Source organism: Micromonospora wenchangensis, assembly GCF_002210435.1.
Taxonomy (GTDB): Bacteria; Actinomycetota; Actinomycetes; order Mycobacteriales; family Micromonosporaceae; genus Micromonospora; species Micromonospora wenchangensis.
In genome coordinates, this window is the sequence record NZ_MZMV01000004.1 from 1 (window position 1) to 22,188 (window position 22,188).

Genomic DNA, 22,188 nt, shown 5'->3' on the forward strand with positions numbered 1-22,188 from the left:
GGGGTATAAACAATTGGCACTGGCTTTACAAGCACCCTGTTGAGTTCTCAAAGAACAACCACACACCAACCAGAACACCGCACTAACGGTGACCCGACCGGGGTATTTCGTTCACTGCGCCCCGCGCTCTCGCGCCGGGCACTTTTACTACGTTACCTCACCGTCTTCCCCGTGTCAACCGGTCTGTCCCGGTGTGTCACGCTTCGTACGGCATTGCCCCGCTGAGCGCACGCAGCGGCCAGCGCTGCGATTGATCATCGGATTTGGCAGAACCGGCCGCTGCGGTCTCCCGCATGCTCGCCCGGTGCCCTGCCGGTCGACAACCTTACCCGGTCGGTTCCGCCCGACCAAATCCGCCCTGCGGCGTTCGGTCGAGCCCCACCCGGACCGCGTCGTGTGGGAGATAGTGCCCCCGACGACCCGGTGCCACACATCGAATCCGGTCCCCGGGGCTTTAATCCCGTTTGCCCGTTCCGCGCTGGCAGAGAGAAAGTTACGCGGCCTCAGGTTTGATCGTCAAATCCGCTGGTCATCGGGCTCCACCTCGCCCGGCTGACGCCTGCGGGACAGGCGACGGGCCGCCCGCCATCCCCGGATGCCGAGCACACCGGCAGTGGAGCCGATGGCCAACGAGGCCGCGATGAGCACCGCGTGGATCCAGAGGAATCCGGTCGGGGCGCCCACGCCGACCGCCCCGCCCGACCAGGCCCGCGTGTCGTTCCAGATGGCGAGCCCGAACCTCGGCCAGATCACCCAGGTCCACACCCCGACGCCGACCAGGAACGACGACCAACCCCGCGACAACACCATGGTCGACGAGTATCCCAGCGCCCCGCCGCCTGCCGGCCCGCCCCACTCCCGCCACCGCCCCCGAACGGCGACGCTCCACCCCCGGACCGTGTCGACCAAGAGGTTCCGGTCGTCCTCGGGGACGTCCGTGACGCAAACTTCTTGATCAACGGGCTCGGGACGGCGACGGCGACCCGTCCGGCTCACCGGGGCGACCGCTGACGCGCTCCAGCGGCGGCGGGCGAGGCGGGCCGGGCCCCGGGGCGGGGCGGATCTGGTGGCGCGGTGTTTCCGCTGCTGGGGGTCCGGGCACCTGTCGGGTGTCGACGACCAGGTGGAGGTGACCCGGATGCAACCGTTCAACCCGTGGGCATGGCGTGACCCGGCGGCGCTGGCCGGCGGATACGACCAGACCGAGCCGGGTGAGCGGCCCGACCGGGAACCGCACGACGGGCCGGACGCGCCCGGCCCGGGAACACCGCTCGACCTGACCGGCTACCGGGTGGAGGCGACCGACGGGCGGATCGGCGCGATCGACGAGGCGAGCGAGGAGGCGGGCGCCCGCTGGCTGGTGGTGGACACCGGGCCGTGGATCTTCGGGCGGAAGGTCCTGCTGCCGGTCGGCACGGTCGCTCGGGTGGACCACGGGGACCGGGTGGTGCACGTCGACCGGAGCCGGGAGCAGGTCAAGGACTCACCGGCCTTCGATCCCGAGGACGGTGCCCGGCCGGACTACCGCGACCAGGTCGGTGACTACTACGCGCAGAGCTACCGCCGGGGCTGACCGCCGGGGAGCCCGGTCCGCCCGACGGGCACTCGCGGCGGACCGACCAGGCCGCGACCGGACGCGCCCAGCAGAGCCGACCCGGCCGGGGCGGGAGGTGTCGGCAGGGCGACCGACCAGGCCGCGACGGGACCAGACACGGCCAGCAGAGCCGACCAGGCCCGCAGGGCCGACCAGCCACGCAGGGGACCGGACCCGACCGGCAGGACGGATCGGCCACACCGCCGGTCCGGTAGGCTGCCGGCATGACCAGCGCGACCGCTCAGCACACCCGGACGTCGTACGACGTCGTGGTCGGTGCGGAGCGACGCCGGCGATCCGTCGCCCGCCCGCGCTGACCCATTCCCCTGCGACCGGCGGATCGAGCCGCCGGTCACCACCGCTGTCCTCGGTCCGTCCGCAGGCTCCCCCGTCCGGGGATCCGCCTGGCTGACGGATCCGAGCAGATCGGCGTACCAATGGATCTTGAAAGGTTGCTCACCGACCGGCTGACGCCCGCGTTCGCCGCCGTGGCCGGCGAACCGGTCGCGCCCACCGTGCGGCGCTCGCCGCGGGCGGACTTCCAGTCCGACGCGGCGCTGGCGCTGGCCCGGCGGCTCGGCCGGCCCCCGCGCGAGATCGCCCAGGCGGTGCTGGACCGCGCGGACCTCGACGACGTCTGCGCGGTGGCGGAGGTCTCCGGCCCCGGCTTCGTCAACCTGACCCTCGCCGACGGGGCGCTGGCCGGGATGGTCGCCGCGCTCGCCGGCGACGAGCGGCTCGGGGTGCCGGTGACCGGCGAGCCCGAGACCGTGGTGGTCGACTACTCGGGGCCGAACGTGGCGAAGGAGATGCACGTCGGGCACCTGCGCTCGACGGTCATCGGCGACGCGGCCGTGCGGGTGCTGGGCTGGCTCGGGCACCGCGTCGTGCGGGTCAACCACCTGGGCGACTGGGGCACCCCGTTCGGGATGCTGATCGCGCACCTGGTGGACCTCGGTGAGACGGAGGCGGCGCAGGAGCTGTCCATCGGCGACCTGGACGGGTTCTACCGGGCGGCCCGGTCGAAGTTCGACGCCGACCCGGCGTTCCGGGAACGCGCCCGGCAGCGGGTGGTCGCGTTGCAGGCCGGCGACCCGGAGACCCGCCGGCTGTGGCGGTTGCTGGTCGGGCAGTCCCAGCGGTACTTCCTGACCGTGTACGAGCTGCTCGACGTCACCCTGACCGCGGAGGACTTCCGGGGCGAGAGCGCGTACAACGACCGGCTCGGCGCGGTGGTGACCGACCTCGACCGGCTCGGGTTGCTGACCGACAGCGCCGGGGCGACCTGCGTCTTCCCGCCCGGGTTCGTCGGGCGCGACGGCGTCGCGCTGCCGTTGATCGTGCGCAAGGGCGACGGTGGGTACGGGTACCCGGCGACGGACCTGGCGGCGCTGCGGCTGCGCGTCGACGAGCTGGGTGCGACCCGGCTGCTCTACGTGGTGGGCCTGCCGCAGCGGCAGCACTTCGCGATGGTGTTCGCGGTGGCCGGGCAGGCGGGTTGGCTGCGTCCCCCGGCCCGCGCCGAGCACCTGGGCTTCGGCTCCGTCCTCGGCCCGGACGGGCGGATGCTGCGCAGCCGGGCCGGTGGCTCGGTGAAGCTGGTCGACCTGCTGACGGAGGCGGTCACCCGGGCGACCGCGCTGGCCCGGACCCGCAACCCGGACCTGGACGAGGCAGCGGCGGCCGAGATCGGCCGGGCCGTCGGCATCGGCGCGGTCAAGTACGCCGACCTGGCCACCGACCGGACCCGCGACTACGTGCTCGACTGGGAGCGGATGCTCGCCCTCGACGGCAACACCGCCCCCTACCTCCAGTACGCGTACACCCGGACCCGGTCGGTGCTGCGGCGGGCCGGCACGGTGCCGGGGGCGGCGACCGGGGTGGTCCTCGGTACCCCGGCGGAGCGGGCGTTGGCGTTCGAACTGCTCGGGTTCGCCGGCGTCGTCCACGAGGTGGCCCGGACGGCGCAGTTCCACCACCTCGCCGGCTACCTGCACCGGCTGGCCACCCGGTTCAGCACGTTCTACGAGCGGTGCCCGGTGCTGCGGGCGGACGGGGAACTGCGGGCGAGCCGACTGCTGCTGACCGACCTGACGGGACGGACCCTGCGGCAGGGACTGGACCTGCTCGGCATCCGGACGCTCGACCGGATGTGAGCGCGACGCCGGGGCCGCGCCGGGGCGACCTGACGCGCGGCCCCGGCGGGGCTCAGGCCGTCGGACCGCGCAGCCCCTCGTAGTACGGCTTCATCGCCGGGTAGTAGTCGTCGAACCCGGCCTTCGGGGCGTCCGTCCCGGCGGCCACCAGCAGGTCGAGGTAGTACTCCCAGCCGGGGCCGATCTCGCCGACGTGCTCCTCGCTGTCGAGGTGGTGGGTGAACCGCAGCTCGGTGCCGCCGGCCGTCTCGGTGAGCAGCAGCTCGATCCGCCAGCCGCCCGACCCGTCGGCCGACGACACGGCCAGGTGCCGGGGCGGCTCGCAGGTCTCGATCCGCAGCTCGGTCCACGGGGCGTCGTCCTCGAAGACCATCTGCAACCGGATCGTCCGGCCGGGGCCGGCGTCGCCCTCCCAGGGGCCGAACCAGCGGGCGGTGCGCTCGGGTTCGGTGACGCTCGCCCAGACGTCCGCGACGGGGGCGCGGAAGGTGCGTACCAGCACCAGGTCGGTGCCGGTGGCGGTACGGAACAGCCGTCCGGTGGGGGTGCCGGTCACGCGGTTTCTCCTCTGGCTCGGTCCGTCGTGTCGCGCGCGCGGCGCTCCCGGCGGGTGCGGTGGACCTCCGTTTCGAGCGCGTCGAGGTGCTGCGCCCAGCCGCGTGGGCGGCGGAACCGGGCGAGCCAGTCGGCGAGCTCGGTGAACCGGTCGGCGTCGAGCCGGTAGCGCCGTTGCCGGCCGACCAGCTCGCTGCGGACCAGGCCGCTCTCCCGCAGCACCCGCAGGTGACGGCTGACCGCCGGCCTGCTGATCGGGAACCGGTCGGCGATCTCCCCGGCGGGGAGGTCGCCGTCGCGCAGCAGCTCGAGGATGTGACGACGGACCGGATCGGATATCGCCGCCGCCACCTCGTCCACCGGTGAAGCGTAACCTATGGGTTACGCTTTTGCCGGTCGGCCGCCGCCGCTCAGCGCAGCGGGGTGGGCGTCAGGCGCACCCCGGTGATCTCCTCGGAGCGGGCCCACAGGTCGGTGGCGAGCCGCCGGTCGGTGGCGCGGCCGCGCAACGGTGCGAAGGTGGGCTCGGCGCGGCGGAAGCGCCGGCCGGGGCCGATGTGCCGGCCGGTGGGCGCGGTCGGGACGGTGGCGGCGAAGAGCATCGGGGCGGCGGCCTCGTCGAGTGGGCGGCGCAGCGGACCCGCGAGCACGGTCTCGATCCGGCGGGCGAGTGGCGGCAGGTCCCGGGAGAGGTCGGTCCTGGTCATCCCGGGGTGGGTGAGCAGGCTGCGCACCGGGGAGCCGGCGGCCCGCAGCCGGCGGTCGAGTTCCAGCCCGAACAGCACGTTGGCCAGCTTCGACGTGGCGTAGGCGCCGGTGGCGGAGTAGCGGCGTTCGGCGGCCAGGTCGGTCAGGTCGAGCCGGCCGAGCCGGTAGAGACCGGAGGAGACGGTGACCACGACCGGATTCCGGCCGACGGTCAGCACGGGCAGCAGCCGGACGGTGAGGGCGAAGTGCCCGAGGTGGTTGGTGGCGAACTGGCTCTCCACCCCCTGCGGGCTCAACCGCCGGGGGACGGTGCCGATCCCGGCGTTGTTGACCAGCGCGTCCACCGTGTCGACGTCGCGGTCGAGACCTTCGACAAAGGCGTGGACGGAATCGAGGTCGAGCAGGTCCAACCGACGGACGACGAGATCGGCCCGGGGATGGGCGTCGAGGAGTCCGGCCCGGACCCGGGCGCCCTTGGCGGTGTCCCGGACGGCCATCACCACCCGGCCGCCCCGGGCGGCCAGGTGGCGGGTGATCGCCGTGCCGAGGCCGCTGCTGGCGCCGGTGACCACGAAGGTCCGGCCGGACTGGTCGGTGAGATCGGCGGCGGTCCAACCGGGTGCGCGGTGCATGGCGTGCCTTCCGACGGAGGAGCGGATTACCTATCCGATTCAAGCCCGGATTAAACGGATTGTCAATCCGATTGGATGGGCAATCCGTTGGGTTAGGCTGGCCCGGTGACGACGACACTGCGCGCGGACGCCGCGCGCAACCGCGACCGGGTGCTGGCCACCGCCCGTGCGCTGGTGGCGGAGGGTGACCTGTCGTTGCAGCTCAACGACATCGCCCGGCGGGCCGGGGTCGGGGTCGGCACCGTCTACCGGCACTTCCCGACCCGGCGCGCCCTGCTGGAGGCGCTCGCCGCCGACGCCTTCGCCGCCCTGCTCGACCAGGCGCAGGCGGCGAGCCGCGACGACGACCCGTGGGCGGGACTGCAACGGCTGCTCCGCAGCATCCTGCTCGGCCAGCTCACCGAACCGACCCTCGCCGAAGTGCTCTCGACCAGCCCGGACGAGGACGCCACCGCACCGACCACGACCCGCCGGGGGGAGTTGGCCGCACTGGCCGCGACCGTGCTGGAGCGGGCGACGCGGGCCGGTCAGCTACGCCCCGGACTCACCCTGGACGACCTGCAGCACCTGGTCTGCGGCACCGCGTTCGCCGCCCGGATCGCCGACGCGCCCGACGACCGGGTCGAGCTGTACCTGGCCGTGCTGCTCGCCGGCGTCCGCGCCCCCGGGCAGGGGTCGTCCCCGCCCGCCTAGCCCGGCCGGACGCACGGATCGGCCACCGTGGACGACGGGCTCTGCGCGGTCCGGCCGTCGACGGCGGTCACCCGTACCGTCCAGGTCACGGCGGACGCCCGGAGCTGGCCCACGGTCACCCGGGCGGACGATCCGTCCACCGTCATCGCCCGGCTCGTCGGGACACCCCCGGCGGGGGTGTACCGCACCTGCGCGCTGACCAGCGCACCGCTGCCGGTGGCCCGGACGACCAGGGCGTAGGCGTCCGTGCCGCAGCGGACGTGCGCGTTCGCCGACACCGTGAAGGGCGCGGCGAGCTGCGCACCCGTCGTCGGGCGGGGCGCGGCCGGCGACCGGGAGGGTGCCGGCGTCGGACCCGGGACGGCACCCGTCGCGGCGTCGGTAGGTGCACCGCCGGGCGCGGACGGGCCACCGGCACCGCTCACGCCGGGCCCCGGGGTCGGCCGGGCCGACGGAGCCGCGGTGGCGACGCCGGACGCCGTGACCGCCGCCGCACCGGAGGGGACGCCTGACGTCACCGACACCTGCTCGGCGTCCGGCCGGGCCGCCGACACCGCCCAGGTGCCGGCCACCACCAGGAGCAGCAACAGTCCGGCGGTCACGGCCGTCCGCCGCCGACGCCGCCGGTCCCGGGTCGCGGCCGGTGCCGCCGCCACGCCGGCCGGGTTCGCCCCGTCCCGCCCGGCGGCGTCGGACCGGCCCGCGACGCCGACGGACCCGGCCGGCGACGGCGGACCGGCAGCCGACACCGGCTCGGCAGGCGGCTGCGGGTCAGCCGGCGATGACCGCTCGGCAGGCGACTGCGGCTCGGCAGGGGACATCGGCTCGGCGGGCGACGTCGGACCGGTGGGGCCGGAATCGGCCGCCGGGGCCGGCCCGGCGGGGCCGTGGGCTGCGGTGACGTCGGTGGCGTCGCCCCCGACGGTGGACCCGGGCGGGTCGGCGGCGGCCGGACCGGTGCCGGTCGGCAGCCCGGCGGTGGCCTGCACGGCGGTGGAACCCGCCTCGGCCAGGCGCGACCACACCGTCTCGGCCACCACCAGGAACCCCGGCGCGGTGTACGCGGTCAGCAGCGCCGCCGGATTGCACTGTTCGCGCCGGAGCAGCCCGCACCGCGCGCAGTCGTCGATGTGCCGGGCGACCCGCTTGCGCAGGACCGGGGTGAGCCGGCCCTGCCAGTCGCCGAGCAGCTCGGCCAGGACCGGGCAGTCCCGCGCCCCGCTGCGGGCGACGAGCAGCGTGCCGAGCGCCCGTTCGAGCTGCGACCGGGCCCGGGACAGCCGGGCGTGCGCGTGGTTCGCGGGCACCCCCAGCGCCGTACCGATGTCGGCGGAGGAGAGGTCGTGGCGGATCGCCAGGTGCACCACCTCGCGGTCGCCGGGGTTGAGCGCGTCGGCCGCCAGGTGCACGAGGGCGCGTACCTGGTCGGCGTTGACGGCGGCGGCCGGGTCGCCGGTGTCGGCCACCGGCTCGGCCGCCTCCGCGAGCGGCGCGGACCGGGACCGTTCCCGCAACTGCCGCAGGCATTCGCTGCGCACGATCGCGTACAGCCAGGAACGCAGCCGGTCCGGGTCACGGAGCTGGTCGATGCGCTGGCCGGCGGTGAGGAACGCGTCGTGCACGGCGTCCGCGGCGGCCTCCGGCTCGTGCAGCATCGTCCGGGCGTACGTGTAGAGCCGGTCGGCGTAGCGCCGGTAGATGCCCTCCAGGCCGGTCCGGTCGCCCCGCCGCAGCGCCTCGACGAGCGCCCGGTCGTCCTGCGCCATCACGTTCATCCGTGCCCCCACCGCTCGTCGACCGGTCCAGTAGAGCGAAGAAAAAATTCCCCGGGAACTTTCTGTTGGCATGCCGACCCCGGCGCGCTCCTACCGGTGTCATCGCACCGCCGACACCGGGAGACACCCATGACAACGACACGATCCGCGACCCACCGGACCCGCGTCCGCCGGTACCTGACCACCGTAGTGGTGGCGGCGCTCGCCGCCGGACTCGTCGCGACCACGGACGCCGACGCCGCCCCCACACCGGGTGGACCGACCGGGCGGGTCGACGCCACCGGCGTCGAGCCGCTGGCCTTCCGGGTCGACCCGGGCCTGGCCGCGCCCCGGCTGCGGCTCGACCCGGTCGGTCGGACCGGCACCGACCGGGAGGTCGGCGTGGTGGCCGGGCCGGACGGGAAGCCCGCCGGCCTGGTCCTCGACGAGGTGATGGTGCGGACCGCCGGCCAGTCCGAGTTGGACGCCTTCCTGGCCCGCTGGGGTGGCGAGGTGCTCGACTCGTTCGCACCGGACGCCGAGGGGCAGGACCACCTGGTCCGGGTGGACGTCACCAGGGCCGACCCGGCCGGGCTGGTCGCCGACCTGCTCGCCGCCGAGCCCCGGCAGTCCGGCGGCTACCGGGTCGGCGACGAGCGGGCGTTGCGCCTGCTCGCGCTGGCCGCCGCCGAGTGGCGGACGGGCACCGAGGTGGTCCTCGACTGGCTGGTGGAGCCGTCCGGTATCGCCGACGGCCAGGTCTTCGAGGCCCCGGACATCGGCAAGAACGTCTTCGACTGGTCGTTCATGCGGGCCGGTGGCGCGCTGGACGTGGGGGTCGCGCCGGCCTGGCAACTGCTGGACAGCAAGGGCAAGCTGACCAAGCAGGTGAAGTACCTGGTGCAGGACGGCGGGTTCCAGTTCAACGCCGACTTCCCGAGCAAGGTGACCCTGCACAAGGCGGAGTGGGGCGAGACCAACACCAACGACTGCACCGGCGGCACTCCCTGCCCTTGGCACGCCACCAGCGTGGTGCTCGCCGGGATGGGCCGGGTCGACAACGACTACGGCACCGCCGGACCGGCCGGGCCGGTGGTGCAGGAGCTGGTCGGCGTCCGCAACGGCATCGACTACTGGACGGTCCTGCGGCGGCTGGAGAAGGCCGCCGAGGCGACCCACCCGGACGTGGTCAACCTCAGCTTCACCCGGGACGTGGACCTCGGTGTCAGCCACGCCCGCACCTGGACCGACAGGCGGATGAAGCACGTCCGGGACACCGGGGCGCTGATCGTCGCCGCCGCCGGGAACAACGGCACGAACGTCGACGGCGACACCCTCTGGGTGCCCTGCGAGAGCACCCACGTGATGTGCGTGGGCGGGATGAACCCGGACGCGACCGTGTCCGGCGGGTCGAACTGGGGCACCAAGGACCTCACCACGTCGGTGGAGATCTACGGTCCGATGTGTGTGCCGGGGCTGACCGACCCGGGTACGCCTGCGGTCAACACCACGAAGACCACCTGCGGCACCAGCGTCGCCTCGCCGTTCGTGGGCGGGGTGGCCGCCCTGGTGATGGCCGCCGACCCGATGCTCACCTCCGAGCAGGTCCGCAGGATCCTCAACGACACCGCGCACGTCGGCGGGCTGGGCGGCAAGGTGACCGGCAGCCAGCGGCGGATCGACGCGCTGGCCGCCGTCGCCGAGGCGTTGGACGTGACCGTCGGCAAGCCGGCGGTGAGCATCAGCACCCCGAAGACGAAGCAGAAGTTCGCGGTGGGCCAGTCGGTCGACCTGTGGGGCACCGCGACCGACTTCCTGGGCAAGGAGCTGCCGCTCACCTGGACCAGCAGCATCGACGGTGAGCTGGCGACCGGGTCGCAGACGTTCGTGCCGTCGCTGTCGGCCGGCAGCCACGTCGTCACCGCCAGCGCCACCGACAGCCTGGGGCGTACCGGCTCGGCGTCGGTGACCGTGACGGTGGTGGACAGCCCGACGAAGGTGGCCATCGTCTCGCCGCCGGCGGGGCTGACCCTCGTCGCGGGGCAGCCGGTCGGGCTGCTCGGCACCTCGAACGACCCGGACGAGTTCGGGCCGGTCCCCGACGCCCAGGTGACCTGGACGGTGCGCCGGGGCGACACGGTGGTCCTGGAGAAGACCGGCCACCAGGCGGTGCTGCCGGCGAACGCGGTCACGCCGGGGGCGTACACGGTGACGTTCGCGACGGCCGGGTCCAGCGTGCAGCGCGCCTTCTCGGTCACCGCGGCCCCGGCCGGGCAGTCCCGGCCGACCGCCACGATCACCAAGCCGGCCACGGCGCTGGACCTGACCACTGTCGAGGCCGGGCCGAAGTCGGTCGCGTTCACCGGGACCGGCACCGACGCCGAGGACGGCACGGTCGCGGGGACCCGCTTCCGGTGGACCGCGTACGGCGACGGTGGCGTCAAGCAGGTGCTGTGCCAGGGCGGCGGGGTGCCCACCGGCGAGCCGGTCGACGACAAGGGCACGCCGAAGAACTGTGCCTCGTTCACCGCGGCGCTGGCCCAGCTGACCAGCGGGACCGACACCACCACCTGGTCGGTGTGGCTGGAGGTCTTCGACGCGACGGGGCTGGTCGGCACGGACTCCGTGCCGGTCCGCATCCGGCACCTCGTCGGCTGACCGACCCGTACCGGCGGGGGCCGGGCATCACCCGGCTCCCGCCCCTGTTCCGAACCTGACCGGGGACCGGCCGGTTCCCGGACCGTACGCACTCAAGGAGAGCACATCATGCGTGGACAGACGTGGACGCGGCGGACGGTCGCCCTGGGCGGTGCCCTGCTGAGCACGGTCGTGCTCGGTCAGCTCGCGCTCAGCGGGCCGGTGGCGGCGGTGCCCGGCCTGTCGGTCCTGACCACGGTCGGGCCGAGCAACAGCGTCGCCAAGTCGCAGAGCGCCGTCTGCCCGGCCGGCACCGCGGTCATCGGCGGTGGTGGGGCGATCACCGGATCGGGCCTCGGCCAGGTGGGCATGGACATCGTGCAGCCGTTGGCCGACGCCGGCCTCTACTCGGTGACCGGGCGCGAGGACCCGGACGGCGTCGCCGGGAACTGGGCGGTCACCGCCACCGCGCTCTGCGCCACGCCGCCGGCGGGTCTGGAGGTGGTGACCGGACACTCGGCGATCAACTCGGTGAACCCGAAGTTCCTGGAGGTGTTCTGCCCGGCGGGGAAGCGGGCGATCGGTGGCGGGGGCGCGGCGCTGGCCCTCGGTTCGGGGGCCAGCGACGTGCTGCTGGAGGATCTGCGGGTCAACCAGAGCAGCGTGACGGTGGCCGGCGTCGAGGCCGGCAACGCGTTCGCCGGCAACTGGTCGGTGGACGTCTCGGTGGTCTGCGTGGACCCGCTCGCCGGTGACCAGCGGGTGCTGGTGGACAGCGTGGCCAGTTCGACGGCCACCCGGTCGGCCACCGCGACCTGCCCGGCGGGCAAGCGGGTGCACGGGGTGGGCGGCGAGATCGTCGGCGGTGAGGGGCAGGTGCGCCTGACCGGGATGCGGCCCACCTCGTCGACCACGGTGACCGTCAGCGCCGCCGAGGACGGGGACGGTTTCAGCGGCACCTGGAAGGTGCGCGCGTACGCCGTGTGCGCGAACTGACCGGTCGGGTCGTCGGACGACGGCCACCCCGCGGCCCGTGCCGATCCGTTCGGTGCGGGCCGCGGGTCGTCCGCCCCCGGACGAGGTCGGGGCCGGCCCGGGGTTGTGTCGACCTCCGTCGGTAGGTAACGTCACGAAGCGGTGCGACTACTCACAGTCATGGCAGGAGTGTCTACATGACACAGACCACGGAAACCGAACTGCCCCACTGGCCGCCGGTCAACCCGGCCCGCAGCCCGTTCGCCCTGATCGACGACGCCGAACGGCAGCCCCTCGCCGAACGGGCGGTGACCCGGGTCCAGCTACCCACCGGCGCCACCGCCTGGCTGGTCACCCGGCACACCGAGGTACGTCAGCTACTGCGCCACCCGGGGTTCAGCTCCGATCTGCTCCGCCCCGGCTTCCCCCTGCTCCGCCCGCTGCCGCCCGACGTCACGTCGAACTCCCAGGGGGCCTTCATCCGGATGGACGGTGCGGCGCACCTGCGGCTACGCCGGATGCTCACCGCCGAATTCATGATCAAGAATGTCCAGCGGATCGAGCCACTGATCCACCAGACCGTCGCCGACGCCCTGGCCGACCTGGCCGCCGCCGGCTCCCCGGCCGACCTGGTGTCGACGTTCGCCCTGCCCCTGCCGTCCAAGGTGATCTGTCACCTGCTCGGCGTCCCCTACGCCGACCACGACTTCTTCCAGTCCCGCAGCCGGTTGCTGCTCGACCGTCGGGCACCCGCCGAGCAGTTCCAGCACGCCGCCCAGGAGCTGCGGGAGTACCTCCGGTCGCTGATCGACGCCAAGCGGGCCCGCCCCGACGACGCGGACGACCTGCTCAGCCGGCTGATCCGGGAACGCGTCGAGCCGGGCGAACTCGACGTCGACGAACTCGGCGGGATGGCCCTGCTGCTGCTCATCGCCGGTCACGAGACCACCGCCAACATGCTCGGGTTGAGCGTCCTGCTGCTCACCCGCCACCGGGAACAGTGGGCGATCCTGCGCGACCGGCCCGACCTCGCCCCGGGGCTGGTCGACGAGCTGCTGCGCTACCTCAGCATCGTCCGCAACGGGCTGTTCCGGCTGGCCACCGAGGACGTCGAGATCGGCGGCCGGCTGATCCGCGCCGGTGAGGGCGCCATCGCCCTGCTCTCCCTGGCCAACCGCGACCCCGGGGTCTTCGACGACCCCGACGAGTTCGACCCGTACCGGCAGGCCCACCAGCACCTGGCCTTCGGGTTCGGGGTGCACCAGTGCATCGGGCAGCCCCTCGCCCGCGCCGAACTGCGCATGGCGCTGGTGGAACTGGCCCGCCGCTTCCCCGACCTGCGGGTGGCCGCCGACCCGCAGGAGCTGAGCACCCGGGACACCTCGATCGTGTTCGGCCTCGACGCCCTCCCGGTGACCTGGTGACGCCCGGACCCCGGCAGGCGTCCGGGGAGACGACGTCGCGGGTGACCGTCGACCGGGACCGCTGCTGCGGGGCGGGCAACTGCGTGGTGACCGCCCCCGAGGTCTTCGACCAGGACGACACCGACGGGCTGGTGCTGCTGCGCGACCCCACGCCGGGGGGCGCGCTGCTCGACCGCGTCCAGCGGGCCGCCGACCTCTGCCCGGCCGGCGCGATCCGGATCGACTGACCCCGGCGGGCGTCGGGTGGGGTGCCGCCCCGTCCCGACGCCCGCCGGGCTGCGCCGTTCAGGGCAGCAGTTCGACGTACCCGTCGGTGCCGTGCACCCGGATGCGCTGCCCGTCGCGGATCAGCCGGGTGGCGTCGACGACCCCGACGACGGCCGGCAGGCCGTACTCCCGGGCGATCACCGCGCCGTGCGTCATCAGGCCGCCGACCTCTGTCACCAGGGCGGTGGCGGCGACGAACAGCGGCGTCCAACTGGGATCGGTGTACCTGGTGACGAGGATGTCCCCCGGCGCGAGGTCGGCCCGTGCCACGTCCCCGACGACCCGGGCCCGCCCCTCGACGGTCCCGGCGGAGACCGCCAGGCCGACCAGCGCGCCGGCCGGCACGTCGTCCCGCCGGTACGCCCCGGCGACGATCTCGCCCTCCGAGGTGAGCACCCGGGGCGGGGTGAGCGCCTGGTACGACAGGTGCTCCGCCATCCGTCGGCGGACGAGCCCGTCGTCGACCCGGTGGGTACGGACGACCTCGTCGAGTTCGGGCAACGTGAGATACCAGATGTCCTCCCGGTCGCGCAGCACCCCGGCCGCCACCAGCCGGTCCGCCTCGCCCAGCAGGGCCTGCTTGTAGGCGAAGGTGCGGGTGACCATGCCGTACTTCGGGTACTCCCGGTAGCCGACGAACGTCCGGGCCCGGTCGATCATCCGTTTGGTCCGTTCGGCCTTGTCCGCGCCGCCGTCGGGCAGGGCCCGCAGCCGCTCCAGCACCTCCCGTTCCTTGTCCCGGGCCGTCCGCAGGCCCTGTGCGAAGTGCCGTCCGCCGGCCCCCGGCGCGAAGTTCCTGACGTTGCCCAGGATCAGCGGCACCAGCATGGCGGGACGTTCCCTCCAGCGGGGCCGGGTGATGTCGATCTCGCCGACTCCCCGCATGCCGTACCGGTCGAGCCAGGACCCGATGGCCGCGCACGCCTGGGGGCCACCGGCGTACCGTCGCAACCCGGCCAGCAGGTCGTCGCCCGGCTCGTCGCCGTCGGCGACCCGGTGCAGGAAGGCCACGACCTGCGGGTACGGCCGGATCGCATCGGCGACGTCCAGCAGGGCCAGGCCCATCTCCGAGGTGACGTTGTGCGGGACGGACTGGGTGAGCGGGTCGGCGGCGTTGCGCTCACCGAGCCACTCCTGAAGGTGCTCGTTGAGCCACCAGACCGCCTCCATCCCGGCCATGATGACCGGGATGCTCCTCGGATCGATCATCATCCGGGTCAGCCGGGGGAAGTCGGTCCGGATGAAGTCGAGCAGCGCCGGCCCGGACTTCGTCCGGATCTCGCGACGCAGGGCGGCGTTGGCGTCGTCGATCTGCCTGATCAACTCGGTGACCAGCGCGGGGTCGGTCTCGACGGGCGGTGCCGCCGCCCCGGCCGGCGGCCCGGCGGGCTTCTCGTCCGGCACCTCCCGGACGAAGTCACCGCGCTGCACGACGGTCCGCAACGCGTCCCCGATCAGCGGGTCGGATCTGCCCAGGGCCGCCAGCAGGCCGACGCGGCCGGTCGGCGACGCCAGCTCGGGCGTCACGTCGGCGAACAACCGGCCGGCGGCCTCGTACATGGGCCGGGCGGCGATCAGCTGGTACATCGAGTACCCGAGGGGCTTCATCGGGTCGGTCATCATCTGCTGGTGGCCCACGGAGACGTAGACGTGGTTGTCGTTGTCGTCGGCCACCGGGACGGGGAACAGCGTGGTGACCGGTCGGGTCTGGACGATCTGGAAGTCGTCGTCGACCAGGCACCACTCCACGTCCTGCGGCTGACCGAAGTGCGCCTCGATCCGCCGCCCCAACCGCACCAGCCGGACGACCTGCGGGTCGGTCAGTGCCGGCTGGTCCTGCCGCTGCGGGTCGATCGCCACCACCCGGGTTCCGCCGGTCGTCGTGGTCCGCACGGCGTGGCGTTTGGCGGCGATCGTCCGGGCGACGACGCGGTCGTCGCGGACCCGGAAGACGTCCGCGTCGACCAGCCCGGAGATCAGGGCCTCACCGAGGCCGAACCCGGCCTCCACGAAGGAGACCCGCCGGTTGCCGGTGACGGGATCGGCGGTGAACAGGACGCCCGCCGCCCCGGCGGGGACCATCCGCTGGACGACCACCGCCATCGCGACCCTGCGGTGGTCGATGCCGTTGCGCTGGCGGTAGGTGACGGCCCGTGCGGTAAACAGCGAACCCCAGCACCTGCTGATCTGCCGCAGCACCGCGGTCGGGCCGACCACGTTGAGGTAGCTGTCCTGCTGCCCCGCGAAGGAGGCGGTCGGCAGGTCCTCCGCCGTCGCGCTGGACCGGACGGCGTAGCCGCCGTGCCCGCCGAGCGCTTCGAGGGCACGGGTGATCTCCGTCGCGACGTCGTCGGGAACGGTGACGTCCTCGACGGTCCGGCGGAGCTGCGCGCTGAGGGTGCCGATCGCCGCCCGGTCGGTGGGTGCCAGCCGGGCCAGTCGATCGAGTTGCCCGTCGAGTCCCGGTGCCAGCGCGGTGACCCGCCGGAAGGCGTCCGTCGTCACGCAGAAGCCCGCCGGCACCCGGACCCCGTCGAGCCGGGTCAGCCCACCGAGGTGGGCGCCCTTGCCGCCGACCAGGTTCCGCTGCGTCGGGTCGACCTCACACAGCCCCAGTACGTACCGCCCGCTCATCGGGAGCACCCCGGGACGGTCGGGCCCGGCCGCGGGGCGGCGGCGGGGCGGATCAGCGGCCCCGAATATGTCGTCGGGTACGTGGACATCATTTCGCCTTCCGCCGGTGACGAGGCCGCCGACGCACCCACGTGATGCATTTCCGCAGGTGGCGGCCACGGCTGACGATTCTGCGGGGTGACCCGGGTCTTGCGGCAAGTCCCCCCGTGCGCTATATGTTGGGAGAGCAGGAAATGGTGCGCGCGAGGAAATGGTGAACGCGCCCGGCGAAAACGTTTCCACCAGGTCGGCTGTCGATATCGGGGCCGGGGCGCGATACGACGCGACACGCCGGTGACCGGCGCGTCCACCTCAACCGGTCAGTGCGCCGACGTCCAGCCCCGCGCGCGCAGCCGTTCGATGCCGTCCAGCAGCAGGTCCAGCGCGAACTCGAACTCGAACTGGTCGTCGCAGCCCGCCCCGACGACGGTGCCGGTGTCGTGCGCGGCGGCGGTGGCGATCTCCGCGACGTGCGGGAACCGGGCCGCGACCTCCGGCGGCAGGGGCGCGGGGGGTGCCGGGGTGGTCGGTCCGGTCCGGCCGGCCTGCCGGGACGCGTCGAACAACTCCTGGCTGAAGCCCAGGATGCGGCTGCCCAGGGCGTGCATGACGTGGTGGGTGAGGTCGGCGGAGAGCCCGCCGGCCCGCAGCGCCCCGATCATCGAGTCGAGGTAGCCGAGGACGGCCGGCGTCGCCGCGCTCCGCGACTCGATGGCCAGCGACGCCCAGGGGTGCCGGCGCAGCACCTGCCGGGCCGAGAGGACCCGTCGACGGATCGCGGGTTGCCAGCCGACGCCCGGGGTGAGCGGCTCGATCTCGCCGACCACCACGTCGATCATGCCGTCGAGCAGTTCGTCCTTGTTGGCCACGTGCTTGTAGAGGGCCATCGGCACGACGCCCAACTCCTGGGCGAGGTTGCGCATGCTGAGCGACTCGATCCCGGCCCCGTCGGCCAGCGTGACGGCGGCGCGCAGGATGCGATCCCTGTTCAGCGGCGTCCGGCGCAGCGTCTCAGCCTGCTCGGCCATCTCGGTTCCCGTCCTCGGTCGGCGAGGAAAACCATAACCGCATTGACAGGTGTACGGCGTACACCTACCGTGGAGACACGGCAGGTGTACGCCGTACACTTCTTGAGGAGGAGCCATGAAGGCGATCGTGCAGGACCGGTACGGGCCGCCGGAGACGTTGACCCTCGCCGACGTCGACGTGCCGGTGCCCGCCGCCGACGAGGTGCTCGTCCGGGTCGAGGCCGCCGCGCTCAACGCGTACGACTGGCACGTGATGCGAGGCGATCCCCGGATGGCGCGGCTGGCCCTGGGCCCGACGCGGCCCCGGGCCCGGATCCGGGGGCGCGACTTCGCCGGCCGGGTCGAGGCCGTCGGCGTCGACGTGCGGGACCGACGTCCGGGCGACGCCGTCTTCGGCGACCTCGGGGACGCCAACGGCGCGTTCGCCGAGTACGTGTGCGTTCCCGCCACCCTGGTCGCGCCGAGGCCGGCGAACCTGACCGCGCCGCAGGCGGCGGCCCTGCCGCTGGCCGGGGTCACCGCACTACAGGGGCTGCGCGACGCGGCCCGGGTCGCACCCGGCCAGCGGGTGCTCGTCAACGGCGCCTCCGGCGGCGTCGGCACCCTGGCCGTCCAGCTCGCCAGGGCGCTCGGCGCGACGGTGACCGGGGTGTGCAGCACCCGCAACGTCGACCTGGTCCGCTCCCTCGGCTGCGACCACGTCGTCGACTACACCCGCGCGGACTTCACCCGGGTCGGCCGGCACGACGTGGTGTTCGACCTGGTCGGCAACCGTTCGCTCACCGCGCTGCGGCGGGCCCTGACCCCGACCGGGACGCTGGTGCTCTCCGGCGGCGGCGTGTACCGGGGTGGCAGCCTGCTCGGGCCGGTCCGGCTCCTCACCCGGGGGCGGCTGCTCGCCCCCTTCGTCGGGCAGCGCATCGTCGTCCTGACGGCGACCCCCGGCCGGGAACACCTCGACGCGCTCCGCGCGTACGCCGAGGCCGGCCGGCTCACCCCGGCCATCGACCGGACGTATCCGTTGTCCGAGGTGCCCCGCGCCATCGCCTACCTCGAAGGCGAACACGCCCGGGCGAAGGTGGTCGTCACCATCTGACCGCCGCCGTTTCGGTCAGGTCCCCGATTCCCCGGTCAAGTGCGCCCGGCTCAGAGTTTCGTCAGGGTCACCTGTCAATCAGCTGGCAATGGTGAAAGCGCTTCGATTTCCCGCTCCGACACTGTCGACAAGCGGCGTATCTCATTTAGCATCGTCAATGCCAAGCCTCGTTCACCCGCCGTTCACCTTGCCGACGGCCGGGTCGTCGAGGCGTCCGCACCGCGCCCGGGCCCAGCGCACCCCCTCCGCCCGTACCCGAGGAACAGGACCCCCATGACAGCCACCGCCCGCCGTACCGCCGTCCTGGCCGGCCTCACCGCCACCCTGCTCGCCGGCCCGCTCGCCGTCGCCGCCGTCGCCGCCGCGACCGCCACGATCACCCTCAACGGTTCCAGCGCGAGCGTCACCGGCAGCAACGTCACCGTCGCCGGCAGCGCCGTCACCATCACCGCGCCGGGCTCCTACGAGATCAGGGGCACGCTGAACAACGGCTACGTCAAGGTCGACACCGCCGTCACCGGCACCGTGGAACTCGTCCTCGCCGGCGCCTCGATCACCAACGCCACCTCCTCGCCGCTGTACGTGACGAACGCCAGCGCGGTAACCCTCACGCTGGCCGCCGGCACCAGCAACAACCTCACCGACGCGGCGACGTACACCAACACCGGCGAGCCGGACGCCGCCCTGTTCAGCGCCGCCGACCTGACCATCGGCGGCACCGGCGCGTTGACCGTGCGCGCCAACCACGCCGACGGCATCGTCAGCAAGGACGACCTGGTCATCCAGTCCGGCACCATCACCGTCAACGCGGTCGACGACGCGATCCGGGGCAAGGACTCGCTCACCGTCAACGGCGGCACGATCGCCGTGACCTCGTCCGGCGGTGACGGGCTCAAGTCCAACGACACCGAGGCCGGCAAGGGCGTGCTCACCATCACCAACGGCACGATCACGGCCTCGGTCGCCGACGACGCCATCAAGGGTGAGAACGACCTGAACATCTCCGGCGGCACCATCAACGTCACCCGGTCCTACGAGGCGCTGGAAGGGCTCCGGACCACCATCAGCGGCGGCAACATCACCGTCGTGGCCAGCGACGACGCGGTCAACGCCGCCGAGGAGGGCCTCGGCCACATGGAGCCGTCCGCGATCGCGTTCATCAAGGTCACCGGTGGCACGGTGGTGGCCACCGGCGGCACGGACGGCTTCGACTCCAACGGGTCGCTCACCTTCGCCGGTGGCACCGTGGTGGCCCGGGGCTCCAGCACCCGGGGCGGCGGCGAGGGCGCGATCGACGCCGACGGCCCGATCACCTTCACCGGCGGCACCGTGGTGGGCGCGGCGCTGACCTCGCTGGCCGTGTTCCAGGCGGTGCCGAACACCGGCCAGGGCTGGGTGGCCCCCCGGTTCAACGCCAACCTGGCCGCCAACACCATCGTGCACGTGGTGTCCGGCAGCACGGTGCTGGGCTCGTACCGGACCTCGGCCACCGTGCGGGAGGTCGTCTTCTCGTCCAACCGGATCACCAACGGCCAGCGGTACGACATCTACACCGGCGGCAGCGTGACCGGCACCAACGTCGGCGGTCTCTACACCGGCGGCAGCATCACCGGGGCCACCCGGGTGCTGACCGGCGTCACCGCCGGCCGGTACGGGCGGTTCTGAGCCCACGGCCCCCCGCGGTCCGGGCCGACGGGTCCGGACCGCACGGCGGGGCCGACGGTGTCCACCGTCGGCCCCGCCGGTGCACCACCGCCAGATCCGATGCCCCACCGCCGGACGCCGTACACACGGGAACCGGCCGGCGGACACCCCAAGGAGCAAATATGTCGCGCTTGGTCCTGGCCGGAGTGGACCTGGTCGCCGTGGTCCTGCTCGTCTTCGCGCTGTACTTCCCGCGCCACCGACGGCGGGACCTGGTGGTGGCCTACCTCGGCGTCAACGTCGGCGTCTTCGCCGTGGCCAGCTCACTGAGCAGCAGTACCGTCGGCGCCGGACTCGGACTGGGCCTCTTCGGAGTGCTGTCGATCATCCGGCTCCGCTCCACGGAACTCGACCAGCACGAGGTGGCGTACTACTTCTCGGCGCTCGCGCTCGGCATCCTCGGCCCGCTCTCCGGCACCTCGGTCTGGACGGTCGGCGCGCTGACGGCGCTGATCCTCGCCGTGATGTTCGTCGGGGACCATCCCCGGCTGCTGCGCCGGTACCGGCGGCACGTCATCGTGCTGGACAGCGCGGTCACCGACTCGGTCGCCCTCACCGCGCACCTGGAGCAACTGCTCGGTGCCCGGGTGCACAACGTCAACGTGGAACGGGTCGACCTGGTCAACGACACCACGGTCGTGGACGTGCGCTACTCGCGGCCCAGGGTCACCGCCACCGGCGGGCGGCGGCCGGTCGACGCGGGCGCCGTACGGTGACCGCCGTCGAATCGCCGATCGGGGCGCTGGCCCAGCTCACGCCGATCGGGCTCGCGGAACTGACCGAGCGCGCCGCGCTACAGACCCGGTTCGACCGCAAGTACCTCCTGCCGCTGGCCGAGCTGCCGGGCCTGCTCGCCGGGCTCGACCACACCGACCAGGTGCTGGAGATCGACGGCAGGCGTGCGTTCCGCTACGAGTCGATCTACTTCGACACCGCCGACCTGGTCAGCTTCCGGCTCACCGCCCGTCGCCGCCGCCGCCGCTTCAAGATCAGGACGCGGACCTACCTCGACTCCGGCCTGTGCTGGCTGGAGGTGAAGACGGAGGGCACCCGGGGCGGCACCGTCAAGGAACGGTTGCCCTACCACCCCGACGACAGCGGCACCCTCGCCCCCGGCCGGTCGTTCGTCGACGGGGTGCTCGCCGCGCTGAGCGCCGGCCCCACCCTGGCCTTCTCGCCGACCCTCACCACCAGCTACCTGCGCAGCACGCTCTACCTGCCGGCGACCGCCAGCCGGGCGACCATCGACGTCGCGCTGCGCTGGGAGGACCGGCACGGTCGTCGGCTGGCACTGCCCGAACTGGCGATCATCGAGACCAAGACCGGCTCCACCGCCTCCCACGTCGACCGGCTGCTCTGGCGGCAGGGCCACCGCCCGGTGGCCATCTCCAAGTACGCGACCGGGCTGGCCGCGCTCGACCCGGAGCTACCCGCCGGGCGCTGGCGACGCACCCTGCGCCGGCACTTCCACGCCGCACCCGCCGGGCAGGGGACGCCTCACCCGGTCGGCGTCGGAGGTGACGTCGCCGCCGAACCCGGTGGCAGCCGTAACGCGTAACCGACGCCCCGGACGGTGTGGATCAGGGGCGGGTCCCAACGGTCGATCTTCCTGCGCAGGCAGTGGACGTACGACTCGACGATCCGCCCGTCGCCGCCGAAGCGGTAGTGCCACACCCCGTCGAGGATCTGCGCCTTGCTGACCACCCGGCCCGCGTTGCCGAGCAGGAACCGCAGCAGGTTTAACTCGGTGGGCGACAACTGCACCGGGTGCCCGCCCCGGCGCACCTCGTGGGCCGCCTCGTCCAGTTCCAGGTCGGCGAAGCGCAGCAGACCGTCGTCCCGCGCCTGTCGGTCGGCCCCGCACCGCCGCAGGACCGCCCGCACCCGGAGCACCAGTTCCTCCAGGCTGAACGGCTTGGTGACGTAGTCGTCGGCCCCGGCGGCCAGCCCGGCGATGCGGTCGGCCACCTCGTCGCGGGCGGTGAGGAACAGCACCGGCACCCCGGGGCCCGGCCCGGCCCACAGGCTGCGTGCGACCTGGAAACCGTCCACGTCCGGCAGCATCACGTCGAGCACCACCAGGTGCGGGTCGAAGGCCGCCGCCACGACCAGCGCCTCCCGGCCGTCGGCGGCCACCCGGACCTCGAAGTCGTGTCTCCCCAACGTCGCCGAGAGCAGCATCCGCAGGTTCGGATCATCGTCCACGACGAGCACCCTGGACATCGGGGTAATCACGCACTGTTCGTACGGGACATGGTGGGGAAGGGCCTCGCAGTCGGCTGTGGATCAGCT

19 protein-coding genes are annotated in these 22,188 nt (G+C 73.3%); 11 read left to right on the top strand and 8 right to left on the bottom strand.

The annotated features are described in order from the left end of the window. Positions 1-516: 516 nt before the first annotated feature. Positions 517-810: an SCO4848 family membrane protein gene (locus B5D80_RS03125; protein WP_088642376.1), complete on the bottom strand. Its 294-nt coding sequence runs from the start codon at positions 808-810 to the stop codon at positions 517-519. Positions 811-1,138: 328 nt separating this feature from the next. Here B5D80_RS03125 and B5D80_RS03130 point away from each other — a divergent pair, with 328 nt between their 5' ends. Next, entirely contained in the window at positions 1,139-1,573 is a 435-nt protein-coding gene (locus B5D80_RS03130) for a PRC-barrel domain-containing protein (protein WP_088642377.1), read from the top strand. Positions 1,574-2,031: 458 nt separating this feature from the next. Then, on the top strand, positions 2,032-3,750 hold the full coding sequence (argS, locus tag B5D80_RS03135) for an arginine--tRNA ligase (protein WP_088642239.1): 1,719 nt from the start codon (positions 2,032-2,034) through the stop codon (positions 3,748-3,750). 52 nt (positions 3,751-3,802) lie between these two features. Here argS and B5D80_RS03140 read toward each other — a convergent pair whose 3' ends face one another. From B5D80_RS03140 to B5D80_RS03150, 3 genes are read right to left on the bottom strand one after another with little or no spacing between them, the layout of a single operon-like run. Beyond that, complete coding sequence (locus B5D80_RS03140) at positions 3,803-4,306, bottom strand: SRPBCC family protein (RefSeq protein ID WP_088642240.1); 504 nt, start codon at positions 4,304-4,306, stop codon at positions 3,803-3,805. After that, a complete protein-coding gene (locus B5D80_RS03145; RefSeq protein ID WP_088642241.1) occupies positions 4,303-4,665 on the bottom strand; it encodes a metalloregulator ArsR/SmtB family transcription factor in 363 nt (120 codons plus the stop codon). The genes B5D80_RS03140 and B5D80_RS03145 overlap by 4 nt, the downstream gene beginning before the upstream one ends. A 50-nt stretch (positions 4,666-4,715) precedes the next feature. Then, positions 4,716-5,645 carry an SDR family NAD(P)-dependent oxidoreductase gene (locus B5D80_RS03150; RefSeq protein WP_088642242.1) on the bottom strand — a complete coding sequence of 310 codons (930 nt, stop codon included), beginning with the start codon at positions 5,643-5,645 and terminating at the stop codon, positions 4,716-4,718. A 105-nt stretch (positions 5,646-5,750) separates the two neighbouring features. On the opposite strand from B5D80_RS03150, the gene B5D80_RS03155 reads away from it, so the two are divergent. Continuing rightward, positions 5,751-6,338, top strand: a complete 588-nt coding sequence (locus tag B5D80_RS03155) for a TetR/AcrR family transcriptional regulator (protein ID WP_088642243.1) — start codon at positions 5,751-5,753, stop codon at positions 6,336-6,338. On the opposite strand, the gene B5D80_RS03160 is transcribed toward B5D80_RS03155, so the two are convergent. Then, the gene (locus B5D80_RS03160; protein WP_158224103.1) at positions 6,335-8,104 is read right to left on the bottom strand and encodes a sigma-70 family RNA polymerase sigma factor; all 1,770 of its coding nucleotides are present in this window, start codon (positions 8,102-8,104) and stop codon (positions 6,335-6,337) included. The two genes, B5D80_RS03155 and B5D80_RS03160, sit on opposite strands and share 4 nt — an antisense overlap. 138 nt (positions 8,105-8,242) lie before the next feature. Between B5D80_RS03160 and B5D80_RS03165 the strand changes: the two genes are divergently transcribed. The 4 genes from B5D80_RS03165 (at position 8,243) to B5D80_RS03180 (ending at position 13,355) form a co-directional block, all read left to right on the top strand. Beyond that, complete coding sequence (locus tag B5D80_RS03165) at positions 8,243-10,750, top strand: S8 family serine peptidase (RefSeq protein WP_144081546.1); 2,508 nt, start codon at positions 8,243-8,245, stop codon at positions 10,748-10,750. 108 nt (positions 10,751-10,858) lie between these two features. Then, complete coding sequence (locus B5D80_RS03170) at positions 10,859-11,725, top strand: hypothetical protein (RefSeq protein WP_088642246.1); 867 nt, start codon at positions 10,859-10,861, stop codon at positions 11,723-11,725. 176 nt (positions 11,726-11,901) lie between these two features. After that, a complete protein-coding gene (locus tag B5D80_RS03175) occupies positions 11,902-13,128 on the top strand; it encodes a cytochrome P450 (protein WP_088642247.1) in 1,227 nt (408 codons plus the stop codon). Continuing rightward, positions 13,125-13,355 (top strand): ferredoxin, encoded by a 231-nt coding sequence (locus tag B5D80_RS03180; RefSeq protein WP_088642248.1) that lies wholly within the window; start codon positions 13,125-13,127, stop codon positions 13,353-13,355. The genes B5D80_RS03175 and B5D80_RS03180 overlap by 4 nt, the downstream gene beginning before the upstream one ends. A gap of 58 nt (positions 13,356-13,413) precedes the next feature. Here B5D80_RS03180 and rph read toward each other — a convergent pair whose 3' ends face one another. Beyond that, the gene (gene rph / locus B5D80_RS03185) at positions 13,414-16,029 is read right to left on the bottom strand and encodes a rifamycin-inactivating phosphotransferase (RefSeq protein ID WP_088642249.1); all 2,616 of its coding nucleotides are present in this window, start codon (positions 16,027-16,029) and stop codon (positions 13,414-13,416) included. A 359-nt stretch (positions 16,030-16,388) separates the two neighbouring features. Then, a complete protein-coding gene (locus B5D80_RS03190; protein ID WP_088642250.1) occupies positions 16,389-17,096 on the bottom strand; it encodes a TetR/AcrR family transcriptional regulator in 708 nt (235 codons plus the stop codon). Positions 17,097-17,211: 115 nt separating this feature from the next. Here B5D80_RS03190 and B5D80_RS03195 point away from each other — a divergent pair, with 115 nt between their 5' ends. From B5D80_RS03195 to B5D80_RS03210, 4 genes are all read left to right on the top strand, one after another. Continuing rightward, positions 17,212-18,192: an NAD(P)-dependent alcohol dehydrogenase gene (locus B5D80_RS03195; RefSeq protein ID WP_088642251.1), complete on the top strand. Its 981-nt coding sequence runs from the start codon at positions 17,212-17,214 to the stop codon at positions 18,190-18,192. Between the two features lie 273 nt (positions 18,193-18,465). Further along, positions 18,466-19,857, top strand: coding sequence for a carbohydrate-binding domain-containing protein (locus tag B5D80_RS03200; RefSeq protein ID WP_088642252.1), 1,392 nt, complete (start codon positions 18,466-18,468; stop codon positions 19,855-19,857). Positions 19,858-20,018: 161 nt separating this feature from the next. Then, the gene (locus B5D80_RS03205) at positions 20,019-20,612 is read left to right on the top strand and encodes a DUF4956 domain-containing protein (protein WP_088642253.1); all 594 of its coding nucleotides are present in this window, start codon (positions 20,019-20,021) and stop codon (positions 20,610-20,612) included. Further along, a complete protein-coding gene (locus tag B5D80_RS03210) occupies positions 20,609-21,454 on the top strand; it encodes a polyphosphate polymerase domain-containing protein (protein ID WP_088642254.1) in 846 nt (281 codons plus the stop codon). Before B5D80_RS03205 ends, B5D80_RS03210 begins: the two co-directional genes overlap by 4 nt. Here the strand turns inward: B5D80_RS03210 and B5D80_RS03215 are convergent. Continuing rightward, positions 21,394-22,119: a response regulator transcription factor gene (locus B5D80_RS03215; RefSeq protein WP_088642255.1), complete on the bottom strand. Its 726-nt coding sequence runs from the start codon at positions 22,117-22,119 to the stop codon at positions 21,394-21,396. The genes B5D80_RS03210 and B5D80_RS03215 overlap by 61 nt on opposite strands. Between the last annotated feature and the right edge of the window lie 69 nt (positions 22,120-22,188).